This window comes from Streptomyces sp. NPDC059169, assembly GCF_042755225.1.
Classification (GTDB): Bacteria; Actinomycetota; Actinomycetes; order Streptomycetales; family Streptomycetaceae; genus Streptomyces.
Map to the genome: position 1 here is coordinate 144,921 of NZ_JBHZCF010000016.1, position 13,426 is coordinate 158,346.

Here is a 13,426-nt window from a genome sequence, read left to right on the forward strand (position 1 = left end):
CGTCATCGCCTCGGCTTCTTCGAGGTGGTGCGTGGTCAGGAGGACCGTCGTGCCGCCCTCGCGCAGCCTCCGTACCAACTCCCGGGTGCGGCGCCGCCCTTCCGCGTCGAGGCCGGTTGTCGGTTCGTCCGGGAAGAGGATCTCGGGCCGGCCGAGCAGGGCCAGTGTGAGGTCCAGGCGCCGCCGCTCGCCGCCGGAGAGCTGTTTGACCCGTACGGTGCCGGAGCTCGGCCGGGCGAGCCCCTCCGGCACTTCCATGGTGGAGGGGCTCGCCCGCCCCGTTGGTGCCGAGCAGGGCGAACACCTCACCGCGCGTCACCGAGAAGTGATCCCGCTCACATCCTTGACGTCGCCCGTGTACCGGCGGTGCCGTTGCCGGGCTTCGATCACGTGCTCATCGGATTCCTTGCTTCCAGGCTTCCGCCCCCGCATTGCCGTGGGCAGTGCGGGCTGTCACCGCTCCTCATGACAAACGTCAGGAGTCGGGACGGGTAAACGTCGAAGGCCCCGGTCTAATTGACCAGGGCCTTCGTACTCTGAGCGGACGACGAGATTCGAACTCGCGACCCTCACCTTGGCAAGGTGATGCTCTACCAACTGAGCCACGTCCGCATTGCTCCCGTCCGGCTTTCACCGGGCGGTGCGTCCACCACTGTACCTGATCCACTGGAGTGGTTCGGTGATGTGGTGCGGAGCGGGTGACAGGAATTGCACACTGCGCCTTCCCTCTGGAAGAGGGCTGTTCTACTACTGAACTACACCCGCACGCTCCGTGAGGTTCGGCCCGTCGGCCTCGCCCCTCGGCGTGCTCCAGACTCTAGCCCACCTGCGGGGGTGTCGTGCAACTCGGTTCACCTGGGGTGCCGTTCGCGCGGGAGAGGGCGACGGTGCCTCAGCTCGCCTCGCGGAAGGCCTCGTACACGCGCTTCGGGATCCGGCCGCGTGCCGGCACGTCCATCTTGTTGGAGAGCGCCCAGGCGCGTACGGCGGCCGGGTCGGGGGCGAGGGTCGTGTGTCGGTACTCCCGGCGCGACGTGCCCGCCTTCCGCTGCTTGCGGCCGGCCGCGACGTACGGCGCGAGGGCCTTGCGCAGTTTCTTTGCATTGGCGGGATTGAGGTCGATCTCGTAGGACCTGCCGTCCAGACCGAACGAAACCGTTTCCGCCGCCGCTCCGCCGTCGATGTCGTCGAAGAGCGTGACCACTACGCGCTGCGCCACGGTTATCGGTCCTTTCCTGCGGATCGCCGCTCCGTGTCGGTACGGTTCGGTGCTGACGTGCGGCGATACCGGTATTCCGGTTGTCGGGGGAGGCAATGCTGCTTTCCCGCTGCATTCCTTTGTACAGCGCCCGGCGTCGCATTGTGAAGCCCAGCCAATTACATCCGCGTGTCCCTCGCAATGGGGCGGGAAAGTTTTTTCCTGGATTTTCACACGGGGTTCTCCTGATATCTATGCGCGTAGATTTTTCGGGCGGGTACGCTGAGGGAACCGCCTTCAGCACCACACCACCGGGAGTGCCAGTGGCACGCGTCGTAGTCGACGTCATGCTCAAGCCGGAGATCCTCGACCCGCAGGGACAGGCGGTGCAGCGCGCACTGCCCCGCCTGGGCTTCGAGGGGATCGCGGACGTACGTCAGGGGAAGCGCTTCGAACTCGAGGTGGAGGGTCCGGTCGACGACGCCGCCCTCGCCCGTATCCATGAGATGGCCGAAACGTTCCTCGCCAACACCGTCATCGAGGACTTCGTCGTAAAGGTGGAGTCGTGACTACTCGTATCGGAGTCGTCACTTTCCCCGGAACCCTCGACGACCAGGACGCACTGCGTGCCGTCCGCCTCGCGGGCGCCGAGCCCGTTTCGCTGTGGCACCGCGACAAGGACCTCAGGCAGGTCGACGCGGTGGTCCTCGCGGGCGGCTTCTCCTACGGCGATTACTTGCGGGCCGGAGCCATCTCCCGCTTCTCGCCCGTGATGGAAACGCTCATCGACCAGGCGAAGGCCGGACTGCCGGTCCTGGGCATTTGCAACGGTTTCCAGATCCTCACCGAGGCTCACCTGCTGCCGGGCGCGATGCTGCGCAACAACCACCTGCACTTCATCTGCCGCGACCAGAAGCTGCGGGTGGAGAACGCGGAAACCGCCTGGACCGCGGACTACGAGCAGGGTCAGGAGATCTCCGTCCCGCTGAAGAACATGGACGGCCGGTACGTCGCCGACGAGCGGACGCTCGACGCGTTGGAGGCGGAGGGCCGGATCGCCTTCCGCTACCTCGACGTGAACCCGAACGGTTCGCTCCGCGACATCGCGGGCATCACCAACGCCGCGGGCAACGTCGTGGGTCTGATGCCGCACCCCGAGCACGCCGTGGAGCCGTTGATCGGCACCGGCGGCACCGACGGCCTCGGGTTCTTCACCTCGGTCCTCAAGAAACTGGTTGCCGCATGACTCTCGACACCGGAGCAGCCGAGGAAGCGACTGAGCGCCTCGCTCGCGGTCACAGCAGCACTCTCACGCGAAGGAGCGACCGAGCGTGACCCTCGACACCGTCAAGCACGCCACGGAGACGCCCGAGGTCGAGCAGCCCTGGAAGGAGCTCGGCCTCAAGGAGGACGAGTACGCGCGGATCCGCGAGATCCTCGGCCGCCGTCCCACCGGTGCCGAGCTCGCCATGTACTCCGTCATGTGGTCCGAGCACTGCTCCTACAAGAGCAGCAAGGTCCATCTGAAGCAGTTCGGCGAGAAGGCCCCGGAGAACGACGCCCTGCTCGTGGGCATCGGTGAGAACGCGGGCGTCGTGGACGTCGGTCAGGGGTACGCGGTCACCTTCAAGGTCGAGTCGCACAACCACCCCAGCTACATCGAGCCCTACCAGGGCGCGGCCACCGGCGTCGGGGGCATCGTCCGCGACATCCTCGCCATGGGTGCCCGCCCCGTCGCCGTGATGGATCCGCTGCGCTTCGGCGCGGCCGACCATCCCGACACCAAGCGTGTCCTGCCGGGTGTCGTGTCGGGGATCGGCGGCTATGGGAACTGCCTCGGCCTGCCGAACATCGGCGGCGAGGTCGTCTTCGACTCCTGCTACCAGGGCAACCCGCTGGTCAACGCGCTGTGCGTGGGCGTCATGAAGCACGAGGACATCCACCTCGCCAAGGCTTCGGGCGCCGGCAACAAGGTCATTCTGTACGGCGCACGCACGGGTGGCGACGGCATCGGCGGTGTGTCGGTGCTCGCCTCCGAGACCTTCGACGACACGAAGCCCACCAAGCGCCCCGCCGTCCAGGTCGGAGACCCGTTCCAGGAGAAGCTCCTCATCGAGTGCACCTTGGAGGTCTTCGGGGAGAAGCTGGTCGCCGGCATCCAGGACCTCGGCGGCGCCGGTCTCTCCTGTGCGACGAGCGAGCTGGCCTCCGCCGGTTCCGGCGGCATGCGGGTCGAACTCGACACCGTCCCGCTGCGTGACGCGACGCTCTCGCCCGAGGAGATCCTCATGAGCGAGTCGCAGGAGCGCATGTGCGCGATCGTCGAGCCCAAGCACGTCGACCGCTTCATGGAGATCTGTGAGAAGTGGGATGTCATCGCCACCGTCATCGGTGAGGTGACCGACGGCGAGCGGCTGGAGATCTTCTGGCACGGCGAGCAGATCGTGGACGTGCCGCCGGGGACCGTCGCCCACGAGGGCCCGACCTACCACCGCCCGTACGCGCGCCCCGACTGGCAGGACGTGCTGCAGGCCGACGACGCGGGTGCGCTTCCCCGTCCGACCACTTCCGAGGAACTGCGTGAGCAGGTCCTCAAGCTGGTGGCGTCCCCGAACCAGGCGGCCAAGTCCTGGATCACGGACCAGTACGACCGCTTCGTCCAGGGCAACACGGTCCTGGCGCAGCCCGAGGACGCGGGCATGGTCCGGATCGACCCCGACTCCAACCTCGGTGTCGCGGTCGCGACGGACGGCAACGGCCGGTACGCCAAGCTCGACCCGTACGCGGGGGCGCAGCTCGCGCTGGCCGAGGCGTACCGCAACGTCGCGGCTTCCGGCGCCAAGCCGCTCGCCATCTCCGACTGCCTGAACTTCGGCTCGCCCGAGGACCCGGCCGTCATGTGGCAGTTCGCCGAGGCGACCCGCGGCCTGGCGGACGGCTGCCAGCAGCTCGGCACCCCGGTCACCGGCGGCAACGTGTCGCTCTACAACCAGACCGGTGAGACGGCGATCCACCCCACCCCGGTCGTGGCGGTGCTCGGTGTTATCGACGACGTCACCCGCCGCACGCCGATCTCCTTCGCGGAAGAGGGCCAGCTCCTCTACCTGCTGGGTGACACCCGCGAGGAGTTCGGCGGCTCCGCCTGGTCGCAGGTGGTCCACGACCACCTCGGTGGTTTGCCGCCGAAGGTCGACCTGGACCGCGAGAAGCTCCTTGCGGAGATCCTGATCTCCGCCTCGCGCGACGGCATGATCGATGCGGCGCACGACCTGTCGGACGGCGGTCTGATCCAGGCGGTCACCGAGTCCTGCCTGCGTGGCGGCACGGGTGCACGGCTGGTCGTGCCCGAAGGACTGGACGCGTTCACGTTCCTCTTCAGCGAGTCGGCGGGCCGTGCGGTCGTCGCCGTCCCGCGCAGCGAAGAACTCCGCTTCACCGACATGTGCGGGGCCCGGGGACTGCCCGCCACGCGGATCGGTGTGGTCGACGGGGACGCGGTGGAGCTGCAGGGAGAGTTCGCCGTCCCGCTGAGCGAGCTCCGCACCGCGCACGAGGAGACCGTTCCGGCACTGTTCGCCTGAGCAAGTCCGCACGTCGGCCCGCGGCCCCGCCGGGGGCCGACGTGCGCTCGCCGCCGCCGCTGTCCGCCCTGCGTGCCCCCGCACCGCCCCAGTCGGGCGGCCCCTGTCCTCTACTCCTCAGGCGGGCGGGTACTCCTCAGTCGGGCGGGCCCCAGAACGCGTCGGCCTCGTCGATGTCCTGGACGCACTCGTCGATGTCGGAGATCTTCTCGCCGACGATGGTGAGCCACAGGCCGCCCGGCATCTCGATGCCGCGGTCCCCGCGCTCGGCGTAGTACTTGTGGACGGCCATCACATGGCCGCGTCCGTCGGGGTAGGCGCCCATGAGTTCGATCCGCAGGCTGCCGCCGGTGAGTTCCCCGAGCTCGCCGTACATGGCGAGGACGTTGTCCTGTCCCTTGTAGTGCCCGGAGACGCGACTGCCGCCCGGCATGTGGTGGACACAGTCCGCCGTCATCAGGGAGCGGAGGGTCGTCATGTCCCCCTTGTTGAAGGCTTCGTAGCCCCGCCGGACCAGGGCGCTGTGCGGGTGCTCGGACATCTCCGCCACACACCTCTCGTGTCGGTACGCGTGTCTCTTCTCATGGTCCGCCGGTGGCTCGGGCGCTGCCACGCGGCGCGGTCACGCCGCTGTCAGGGGGAGGGGATAGCCTCGGCCCATGCCACCGGCCAGGAAGCGCGCCCGCTCGTACGACTCCGCGAGGACCAGAGCTGCCGTAGTCGCCCAGTTCGATCATGTTCGGGCCGGTGTGGGGGCGTTGACCCCGGACCAGTTGGAGCTGCCGACCCGGCTGGGGGACTGGACCGTCCGTGAGTTGGCCGTCCACATCGCCATGACGGTGGGTGCCGTCGCCAGGGCGGTCGGGCTGCCGGAGCCGGCGGAGGCGGAAGTCCGCTTGCTCCAGTGGCCGTTCACGACGGCAGCGTGGGCGGATGCCGTCGACGAGGGCGTCCGGGCGGCCTCCCTCGCCGGGGAGGGCTTGGTCGAGCTGTACGACCGGACGGCCGCCGATCTCGCCGGCGTGCTGGCGGGCGCCTCCGATGACCGGCTGGTGCAGACCCGGCAGGGAGCCATGCGGCTCGGCGACCAGCTCGTCACGCGCACCGTGGAACTGATCGTCCACACCGACGACATGAACGACGCCACGGGGCTGGACCTGCCCTACGAGCGGCAGGCGCTCGCGGCGTGCGTACGGTTGCTCGCGGATGCCCTCGCGGTGAAGGCCCCCGGAGGCTCGGTGGAGGTGCGGATCCCGCCGTACGCCGTGGTCCAGTGCGTCGAAGGGCCCCGGCACACCCGCGGCACGCCGCCCAACGTCGTCGAAACGGACTCGCTGACCTGGATCCGGCTCGCGACCGGGCGGGTCGGGTGGGACGCCGCGCGGAGCTCCGCCGCAGTGAGTGCGAGCGGTGAGCGCTCGGACCTCTCCGGCGTACTGCCGGTGATGAGCTGATGGCTGCGGGGCGGGGTGGTCGGTCCCTCCGTGGGCCCCTCCGTGGGCCCCGCCCCGACTCCCGGTGACGGGCGGTCACCGTGCGGCTGCGGGGACGGAGGAGGAGCGGCACCGCGGAGCCCCCGGAGAGTGATGTGCGGCACGCTCGCGCACCTGCGGAACTGTCCCGTACGACCCCCCAAAGGCTTCATTACGCGGCTTTTGTGTGAACATCCGACTGTGATCACGAGGTTCCGGGGCCCATCCCCAATTCGGACCGGTGGTCGATCTCGCCTACACTCGGTGCCGTGCCACGTGGTGACGGACGACTCAACCACGACCTGCTCCCCGGCGAGAAGGGCCCCCAGGACGCTTGCGGCGTCTTCGGTGTCTGGGCTCCGGGCGAAGAGGTCGCCAAGCTCACTTACTTCGGGCTCTACGCCCTCCAACACCGGGGCCAGGAATCCGCGGGCATCGCGGTCAGCAACGGCTCCCAGATCCTCGTCTTCAAGGACATGGGCCTCGTGTCCCAGGTCTTCGACGAAACCTCCCTCGGCTCCCTCAAGGGTCACATCGCGGTCGGTCACGCCCGCTACTCGACCACCGGGGCCTCCGTCTGGGAGAACGCGCAGCCGACTTTCCGGGCCACCGCCCACGGTTCCATCGCGCTCGGCCACAACGGCAACCTGGTGAACACGGCCCAGCTCGCCGAGATGGTCGCCGACCTGCCCCGCCAGGACGGTCGCGCCACCCAGGTGGCCGCCACCAACGACACCGACCTCGTCACCGCCCTGCTTGCCGGGCAGGCCGACGACGACGGCAAGCCGTTGACCATCGAGGAGGCGGCCGCCAAGGTTCTTCCCGCGGTCCGGGGCGCCTTCTCCCTCGTGTTCATGGACGAGCACACCCTCTACGCCGCCCGTGACCCACAGGGCATCCGCCCCCTGGTCCTGGGTCGACTGGAGCGCGGCTGGGTGGTCGCCTCCGAGTCCGCAGCCCTCGACATCTGCGGTGCGAGTTTCGTCCGCGAGATCGAGCCGGGCGAGCTGATCGCCATCGACGAGAACGGCATCCGCACCTCTCGCTTCGCAAAAGCGAAGCCCAAGGGTTGTGTCTTCGAGTACGTCTACCTGGCCCGCCCCGATACCGACATCGCCGGCCGCAACGTCTACCTCTCCCGTGTGGAGATGGGTCGCCGGCTCGCGAAGGAAGCACCCGTCGAGGCCGACCTCGTCATAGCGACGCCGGAATCCGGCACGCCGGCCGCCATCGGCTACGCCGAGGCATCGGGCATCCCCTACGGCGCGGGACTCGTCAAGAACGCCTACGTCGGCCGGACCTTCATCCAGCCCTCGCAGACCATCCGGCAGCTCGGCATCAGGCTCAAGCTGAACCCCCTGAAGGAAGTCATCAAGGGCAAGCGTCTGGTCGTCGTCGACGACTCGATCGTGCGCGGCAACACGCAACGCGCCCTGGTCCGGATGCTCCGCGAGGCCGGTGCCGCCGAGGTCCACATCCGGATCTCGTCCCCGCCCGTGAAGTGGCCCTGCTTCTTCGGCATCGACTTCGCCACCCGTGCGGAGCTCATCGCCAACGGCATGACGATCGACGAGATCGGTACCTCCCTCGGCGCCGACTCGCTCGCGTACATCTCCATCGACGGCATGATCGAGGCCACGACCATCGACAAGCCCGACCTGTGCCGTGCGTGCTTCGACGGCGAGTACCCGATGGAGCTGCCGGACCCGGAGCTCCTCGGTAAGCAACTCCTGGAGACCGAACTGGCGGGCGGCGCCGACGCCGCCGACGCCCTTCGTCGTCCCTGACCAGGCCCCTCATTCCAACCGAAAGATCCCAGGCAATGTCTGAGACAGGTGCTTCCTACGCAGCCGCCGGCGTCGACATCGAGGCGGGCGACCGCGCCGTCGAGCTCATGAAGGAGTGGGTCAAGAAGACCCGGCGCCCCGAAGTCCTCGGCGGACTCGGCGGCTTCGCCGGCCTCTTCGACGCGTCCGCCCTCAAGCGCTACGAGCGTCCGCTCCTCGCCTCCGCCACCGACGGCGTCGGCACGAAGGTCGACGTGGCCCGTCAGATGGGCGTGTACGACACGATCGGCCACGACCTGGTCGCCATGGTCATGGACGACATCGTCGTCTGTGGTGCCGAACCGCTGTTCATGACGGACTACATCTGCGTGGGCAAGGTCCACCCGGAGCGGGTCGCCGCCATCGTCAAGGGCATCGCCGAGGGCTGTGTGCTGGCCGGCTGCGCCCTGGTCGGCGGAGAGACCGCGGAGCACCCGGGGCTGCTCGGGCCCGACGACTTCGACGTCGCGGGGGCCGGCACCGGCGTGGTGGAAGCCGACCGGCTGCTCGGACCGGATCGCATCCGTTCGGGTGACGCGGTCATCGCCATGGCGTCGTCCGGCCTTCACTCGAACGGGTACTCGCTCGTCCGGCACGTGGTCTTCGACCGGGCCGGCTGGGCGCTGGACCGCGAAGTCCCGGAGTTCGGTCGCACCCTCGGCGAGGAGCTGCTGGAGCCCACCAAGATCTACTCGCTGGACTGCCTGGCGCTGACGAGGACCACCGAGGTCCACGCCTTCAGCCACATCACCGGCGGCGGCCTCGCGGCCAACCTCGCCCGGGTCGTACCGGACGACCTGCACGCCGTGGTCGACCGGTCCACCTGGGCACCGGGCGCGGTCTTCGACCTCGTCGGCAGCCTGGGTCAGGTCGATCGACTGGAGCTGGAGAAGACCCTCAACATGGGGGTCGGCATGATGGCCGTCGTGCCGCGGGAATCGGTCGAGGTGGCCCTGGCCACGCTCGCGGACCGCGGAGTCGACGCCTGGTTCGCCGGCGAGATCACGGAGCGCGGCGAACACACCACGGGCGCGGCCCTGGTGAACGGCTACGCGAGCTGAACAGCACAGAACCCGGTCCGGGGCAGAGCCCCAGGACCGGGTTGGAAGTGTGCAGGCGTCAAGCGCCGCGACGCTGCGACGTCGGACCGGACTCCTCGTCCTCGTCCTCGTCGTCGTTGTACATCTCCGCGTAGCGGGCGTACGGGTCGTCTTCCTCTTCGTCGTCCTCGAACGGCTCCGCGTTCGGCGGCTGACTCGAAGTCGATGCGCCCAGCTCGCTGGCCAGGCGTGAGAGATCCGTCCCACCGCTGTTGTACTTCAGCTGGCGGGCGACCTTCGTCTGCTTGGCCTTGGCCCGGCCGCGCCCCATGGCTCGACCCCCTCGATGACGGGGCTCGACGGCCCCAGAGTCTTGACACGCGTTCATGGTTCGGAGCGGGCTCTCCGTGGAGAGACCGGTCCGTAGGGCTTCAACGGTACCTGCTTCCGCGGCCATACGGTACGCCGCCCGCATCACGTGCCACCTCGCAGGACCTGCGAGGCGCCCCGTCCTCGCTGGTCAACCGCGATTTTAACCTCTTCTCGGCGGACGGCTCGCCGACTGGCAGTGAGTCTTCTCTCCCCGGTCGCCGAGCCGTCCGCGCAAGCCGCTATCGCCGGCGCGCATCCGCCATGCGCTGCTCGGCGATCCGGTCCGCCGCAGCAGCCGGCGGAATACCGTCTTCCTTCGCACGTGCGAATATCGCCAGGGTGGTGTCGAAGATCTTCGCAGCCTTGGCCTTGCACCGGTCGAAGTCGAAGCCGTGCAGCTCGTCGGCGACCTGGATCACCCCGCCCGCGTTCACGACGTAGTCGGGTGCGTACAGGATGTGGCGGTCCGCCAGGTCCTTCTCGACGCCCGGGTGTGCGAGCTGGTTGTTGGCGGCGCCGCAGATGATCGAGGCGGTCAGGGCGGGCACGGTGTCGTCGTTCAGAGCACCGCCGAGAGCGCAGGGCGCGTAGACGTCCAGGCCCTCGGTACGGATCAGTGCGTCCGTGTCGACCGCCACGCGGACCTGCGGGTACTTGTCCGTGATCCGGCGCACGGACTCCTCGCGGACATCCGTGATGACCACCTCGGCGCCGTCCTGCAGCAGGTGCTCGACCAAGTGGTGCCCCACCTTGCCGACGCCCGCGATGCCGACCTTGCGGCCGTGCAGCGTCGGGTCGCCCCACAGGGACTGCGCGGAGGCCCGCATGCCCTGGAAGACTCCGTACGCCGTGAGGACGGAGGAGTCCCCCGCACCGCCGTTCTCGGGGGAGCGCCCGGTGGTCCAGCGGCACTCGCGCGCCACCACGTCCATGTCGGCGACGTACGTGCCGACGTCGCACGCCGTGACGTACCGGCCGCCGAGGGACGCCACGAACCGGCCGTACGCGAGGAGCAGGTCCTCGGTCTTGATCCGCTCCGGGTCGCCGATGATCACGGCCTTGCCGCCACCGTGCTCCAGGCCGGCCATGGCGTTCTTGTACGACATCCCGCGGGAGAGGTTCAGCGCGTCGGCGACGGCGGCCTCCTCCGAGGCGTACGGGTAGAAGCGGGTGCCGCCGAGGGCAGGGCCGAGGGCGGTCGAATGGATGGCGATGACGGCCTTCAAGCCGGTGGCGCGGTCCTGGCACAGCACGACTTGCTCGTGCCCTCCCTGGTCCGAGTGGAACAGGGTGCGCAGGACGCCGTCGGTCACATCGGTCACGGTGGTGACTCCCAAGTACGAAGCGGCGATTGGCGGCCCTCCTGCGGGTGGGGAGGGACCCGATGGGCAAGAGGGTAAGTCCTACGCCGGGGTAGATCCGCAGCAGTGCTCAGGATCACCCTCTCCCGGAGTACGCGCGTGGAAGGATTCATGACATGTCGGCCGCCACTTCTGTGCTCGTCCCGTACGCGTCCTACCTGCGGGTGTACGAGCCGCTGGCGGCGTTCCCCGAGCCGGAACGCAGCCACTGGGGGCGCTATGCCCGGAGCGGCCGCACGCCCACCGCCCAGGACGAACTCCGACGTTCCCTGACGGACTTGCTGCCCACCCCTCCCGTTCCCGTGCCGGTCCACGAGAGCGCGGACGCCTTCGTCGCCGAGGTGGACGGCGTGGTCTGCGTCTGTCCCTGGCGGACCAGGCTGCGCGGCTGGCTGGCCCTGGAGGAGCTGGTGGAGCTGTTTCCCGCACCGGTGCTCGACGCGGTGCTGCCTCCGGTGGTGCGGGGGCAGGCCGCTGCGGACTACGAAGCCTGGCGCGAGCGCCATCCGGATGCCCGGCCGTGGATCAGGACGGCGCTGTGGCAGGTCCCGGTCCGGTGGTTCGCGCTGTTCGCGGACGACGAGCGCGAGTATGAGCCGGGCGCGGTGCCCGGTGCGACTCCTGTGCTGCGCTACCGGACCGCGATGGTGCAGGCCAGGCGCAGGCTGGCGCGCTCGCTCAAGGTGCTGAAGGAGTCGATCGACGAGGGGCCGCTCACTGAGGGCCTGGTAGACGTGGGGCGGTGGCTGGAGGAGTTCCACCCGCGCTCGCTGGTCGAGCTCGACTACGGCGGGCTCGTCCACGCGCTGTCCCCGGCACAGCTGGCCGAGGACCGCTCGGCGGCGGACGTGGCTCAGGGGATCGCCGCGTTGCGGGCTGGGGACGGCGAGGGTGCGGGCGAGGCGTACGGGCGGCTCGCGGAGCGCTGGCGGGCGGTCCGGGACCGTCAGTTCGCCAACTGACGCTGCTGCGTAGTGGGTCAAATAGGGATGTCTGTGACGTAGGTGCCTATACGGGCCTTTATATCAAGGGTGACGGACAGCACTAAGTCCTCTCTTGCGTCCCTCGCCCATCCTCGTGCCAAAATAGGACAAGGAGTCCGGGGAGGGTTCCTTCCGCCTACCTAAAGGCGGAATTGCTCAGCATTGCACTCTATGGGGGGTCTGATGACTCCTGATCGCTCTGTGACTGATCGTCACTGTGGCGTGACTGTCCGTTATGGGAGGGTCCATCGGCTTCCGCCGCGGATGAACACCTGAGAGGGCAATTCCATCGGTTTGGCCGACGTGGCTGGACAGATGGTGTAGTTGTAGTGCCGAGGACAAGCCGTTCGTCCTATAACCGACTCGGCCCGCGTCTGCCATTTCGGGCAACGCGGGTCAAGGTGCAGAATTTAGAGGAAAGAACCGAGAAGGTTCGGTTCTCCCGAGGAGGCCGCTCATGACCGCTCGCACCCCTGATGCCGAGCCGCTGCTGACCCCGGCTGAGGTTGCCACGATGTTCCGCGTGGACCCGAAGACGGTCACGCGCTGGGCCAAGGCAGGCAAGCTCACGTCCATCCGTACGCTCGGTGGACATCGCCGGTACCGCGAGGCAGAGGTCCGCGCCCTGCTGGCGGGTATCCCGCAGCAGCGCAGCGAGGCCTGACACCCCGATTGACGGGATTGCCGGGACCCCCAATCCGGTACCCCTGCAACAGAGCTCGACACGGCGGGCGCCTGCCCCAACAGGATTCGTCGTCGATCGCGCTGGACTCCGCCGGGTCCAGCGCGATCTTTTTTGTGCCCGGGGGCGAGGACCCGGTGGACCCGTCGGAGCTGTCCCCGATGGGGTGCAATTGCACGTATTAAATTGTTGTGTTGTAGGGCGGGTGTAAGTTCACTTGTTCTCAAAACTCTTCCGGTGACTCCCGTCACACGGTCGGGCCTTGCTCTTTCGAGCTTGCCACCCCTCGGGATCCGAGGCGGGGGGGCGTAGGTCATACGTTGCCAGGACCTTCGTCCTCTTCGCTCATGTCGTGTTCCGGCTCCACCGGGAGGGACTCGGACGGCTCCATCGCCAGACGCAGGAGCCGATGGCACACCGGACACTGCCGGGTGAGGTGGCGATAGCCGGAGACGGCCGCCAGATGGGCGCGCAGCAGCGCCCGGGTCTCGTGCCTCGCTGTGGATGCCGCCATGCGCCACCTCCGCGGTCGATAGCCCCGCTAGCCCTGTGATGCCTGGGTACCGGGGACGGGCGGCCCCGTCAATACGCCGGGAGGCCCCCACCGCCTGGTGCGGGCCTCCAGGCCGTCCCTCGGGTCGTGGAGCCGGTGCCGGCCGGCGGTGCGGGCGCACCGCACGCCGTCGTCCGGGGAAGCGGTGCCTGCGTGGAGTGGGTGCGGCGAGAGACGAGAAGAGCCCGCACCATCCGGTGCGGGCTCTTCATCATGGGCGGTCCTGACGGGATTTGAACCCGCGGCCTCCACCTTGACAGGGTGGCGAGCACTCCAAACTGCTCCACAGGACCAGGTTTCGCAGCCCTGTACTTCGTTGGCTGCGAGAGAGACTGTACAGCAGGTCAGACGGTCCGGT

13 protein-coding genes, 3 tRNA genes and 1 pseudogene are annotated in these 13,426 nt (G+C 68.6%); 8 read left to right on the top strand and 9 right to left on the bottom strand.

What is annotated here, in order from left to right; translation table 11 throughout:
* Positions 1-3: 3 nt before the first annotated feature.
* The 4 genes and pseudogenes from ACFXOM_RS26995 to ACFXOM_RS27010 all read right to left on the bottom strand — a co-directional run.
* A pseudogene (locus tag ACFXOM_RS26995) lies at positions 4-432 on the bottom strand (ATP-binding cassette domain-containing protein); the annotation flags it as partial.
* A 107-nt stretch (positions 433-539) separates the two neighbouring features.
* Positions 540-612: transfer RNA gene (locus ACFXOM_RS27000), tRNA-Gly, on the bottom strand.
* A gap of 81 nt (positions 613-693) precedes the next feature.
* Positions 694-765: transfer RNA gene (locus ACFXOM_RS27005), tRNA-Gly, on the bottom strand.
* 127 nt (positions 766-892) lie between these two features.
* Positions 893-1,219 carry an Lsr2 family protein gene (locus ACFXOM_RS27010; protein ID WP_384942924.1) on the bottom strand — a complete coding sequence of 109 codons (327 nt, stop codon included), beginning with the start codon at positions 1,217-1,219 and terminating at the stop codon, positions 893-895.
* A gap of 302 nt (positions 1,220-1,521) precedes the next feature.
* On the opposite strand from ACFXOM_RS27010, the gene purS reads away from it, so the two are divergent.
* The 3 genes from purS to purL all read left to right on the top strand — a co-directional run bounded on the left by purS (position 1,522) and on the right by purL (position 4,779).
* Positions 1,522-1,767 carry a phosphoribosylformylglycinamidine synthase subunit PurS gene (purS, locus tag ACFXOM_RS27015; RefSeq protein WP_266379892.1) on the top strand — a complete coding sequence of 82 codons (246 nt, stop codon included), beginning with the start codon at positions 1,522-1,524 and terminating at the stop codon, positions 1,765-1,767.
* Positions 1,764-2,444: a phosphoribosylformylglycinamidine synthase subunit PurQ gene (gene purQ / locus ACFXOM_RS27020; protein WP_384942921.1), complete on the top strand. Its 681-nt coding sequence runs from the start codon at positions 1,764-1,766 to the stop codon at positions 2,442-2,444. Before purS ends, purQ begins: the two co-directional genes overlap by 4 nt.
* A gap of 85 nt (positions 2,445-2,529) precedes the next feature.
* Entirely contained in the window at positions 2,530-4,779 is a 2,250-nt protein-coding gene (gene purL / locus ACFXOM_RS27025; RefSeq protein ID WP_384945668.1) for a phosphoribosylformylglycinamidine synthase subunit PurL, read from the top strand.
* Positions 4,780-4,915: 136 nt separating this feature from the next.
* Here the strand turns inward: purL and ACFXOM_RS27030 are convergent, their stop codons facing one another.
* Positions 4,916-5,320 (bottom strand): nuclear transport factor 2 family protein, encoded by a 405-nt coding sequence (locus ACFXOM_RS27030; protein WP_384942918.1) that lies wholly within the window; start codon positions 5,318-5,320, stop codon positions 4,916-4,918.
* Between the two features lie 118 nt (positions 5,321-5,438).
* On the opposite strand from ACFXOM_RS27030, the gene ACFXOM_RS27035 reads away from it, so the two are divergent.
* The 3 genes from ACFXOM_RS27035 to purM all read left to right on the top strand — a co-directional run bounded on the left by ACFXOM_RS27035 (position 5,439) and on the right by purM (position 9,138).
* Complete coding sequence (locus ACFXOM_RS27035; RefSeq protein WP_385039643.1) at positions 5,439-6,233, top strand: sterol carrier family protein; 795 nt, start codon at positions 5,439-5,441, stop codon at positions 6,231-6,233.
* A 287-nt stretch (positions 6,234-6,520) separates the two neighbouring features.
* Positions 6,521-8,038 carry an amidophosphoribosyltransferase gene (purF, locus tag ACFXOM_RS27040; RefSeq protein ID WP_384942914.1) on the top strand — a complete coding sequence of 506 codons (1,518 nt, stop codon included), beginning with the start codon at positions 6,521-6,523 and terminating at the stop codon, positions 8,036-8,038.
* A gap of 35 nt (positions 8,039-8,073) precedes the next feature.
* Complete coding sequence (gene purM / locus ACFXOM_RS27045) at positions 8,074-9,138, top strand: phosphoribosylformylglycinamidine cyclo-ligase (protein ID WP_384942912.1); 1,065 nt, start codon at positions 8,074-8,076, stop codon at positions 9,136-9,138.
* 58 nt (positions 9,139-9,196) lie between these two features.
* Here purM and ACFXOM_RS27050 read toward each other — a convergent pair whose 3' ends face one another.
* Positions 9,197-9,448 (bottom strand): DUF3073 domain-containing protein, encoded by a 252-nt coding sequence (locus tag ACFXOM_RS27050; RefSeq protein ID WP_384942911.1) that lies wholly within the window; start codon positions 9,446-9,448, stop codon positions 9,197-9,199.
* A 280-nt stretch (positions 9,449-9,728) separates the two neighbouring features.
* Positions 9,729-10,811 (bottom strand): Leu/Phe/Val dehydrogenase, encoded by a 1,083-nt coding sequence (locus ACFXOM_RS27055; RefSeq protein WP_384942910.1) that lies wholly within the window; start codon positions 10,809-10,811, stop codon positions 9,729-9,731.
* A 155-nt stretch (positions 10,812-10,966) separates the two neighbouring features.
* On the opposite strand from ACFXOM_RS27055, the gene ACFXOM_RS27060 reads away from it, so the two are divergent.
* Both ACFXOM_RS27060 and bldC read left to right on the top strand, forming a co-directional pair.
* Positions 10,967-11,812, top strand: a complete 846-nt coding sequence (locus ACFXOM_RS27060; RefSeq protein ID WP_384942908.1) for a hypothetical protein — start codon at positions 10,967-10,969, stop codon at positions 11,810-11,812.
* 478 nt (positions 11,813-12,290) lie between these two features.
* Complete coding sequence (gene bldC / locus ACFXOM_RS27065; protein WP_003949541.1) at positions 12,291-12,497, top strand: developmental transcriptional regulator BldC; 207 nt, start codon at positions 12,291-12,293, stop codon at positions 12,495-12,497.
* A gap of 331 nt (positions 12,498-12,828) precedes the next feature.
* Here bldC and ACFXOM_RS27070 read toward each other — a convergent pair whose 3' ends face one another.
* Entirely contained in the window at positions 12,829-13,029 is a 201-nt protein-coding gene (locus tag ACFXOM_RS27070) for a DUF6274 family protein (RefSeq protein ID WP_384942906.1), read from the bottom strand.
* 257 nt (positions 13,030-13,286) lie between these two features.
* A tRNA-Asp gene (locus ACFXOM_RS27075) sits at positions 13,287-13,361 on the bottom strand.
* Between the last annotated feature and the right edge of the window lie 65 nt (positions 13,362-13,426).

Coding starts and splice junctions, on each gene's coding strand:
- ACFXOM_RS27030 (WP_384942918.1), bottom strand. CDS start 5,320: ATGTCCGAGCACCCGCACAGCGCCCTGGTCCGGCGGGGCTACGAAGCC.
- ACFXOM_RS27035 (WP_385039643.1), top strand. CDS start 5,439: ATGCCACCGGCCAGGAAGCGCGCCCGCTCGTACGACTCCGCGAGGACC.
- purM (WP_384942912.1), top strand. CDS start 8,074: ATGTCTGAGACAGGTGCTTCCTACGCAGCCGCCGGCGTCGACATCGAG.
- ACFXOM_RS27050 (WP_384942911.1), bottom strand. CDS start 9,448: ATGGGGCGCGGCCGGGCCAAGGCCAAGCAGACGAAGGTCGCCCGCCAG.
- ACFXOM_RS27060 (WP_384942908.1), top strand. CDS start 10,967: ATGTCGGCCGCCACTTCTGTGCTCGTCCCGTACGCGTCCTACCTGCGG.
- bldC (WP_003949541.1), top strand. CDS start 12,291: ATGACCGCTCGCACCCCTGATGCCGAGCCGCTGCTGACCCCGGCTGAG.
- ACFXOM_RS27070 (WP_384942906.1), bottom strand. CDS start 13,029: ATGGCGGCATCCACAGCGAGGCACGAGACCCGGGCGCTGCTGCGCGCC.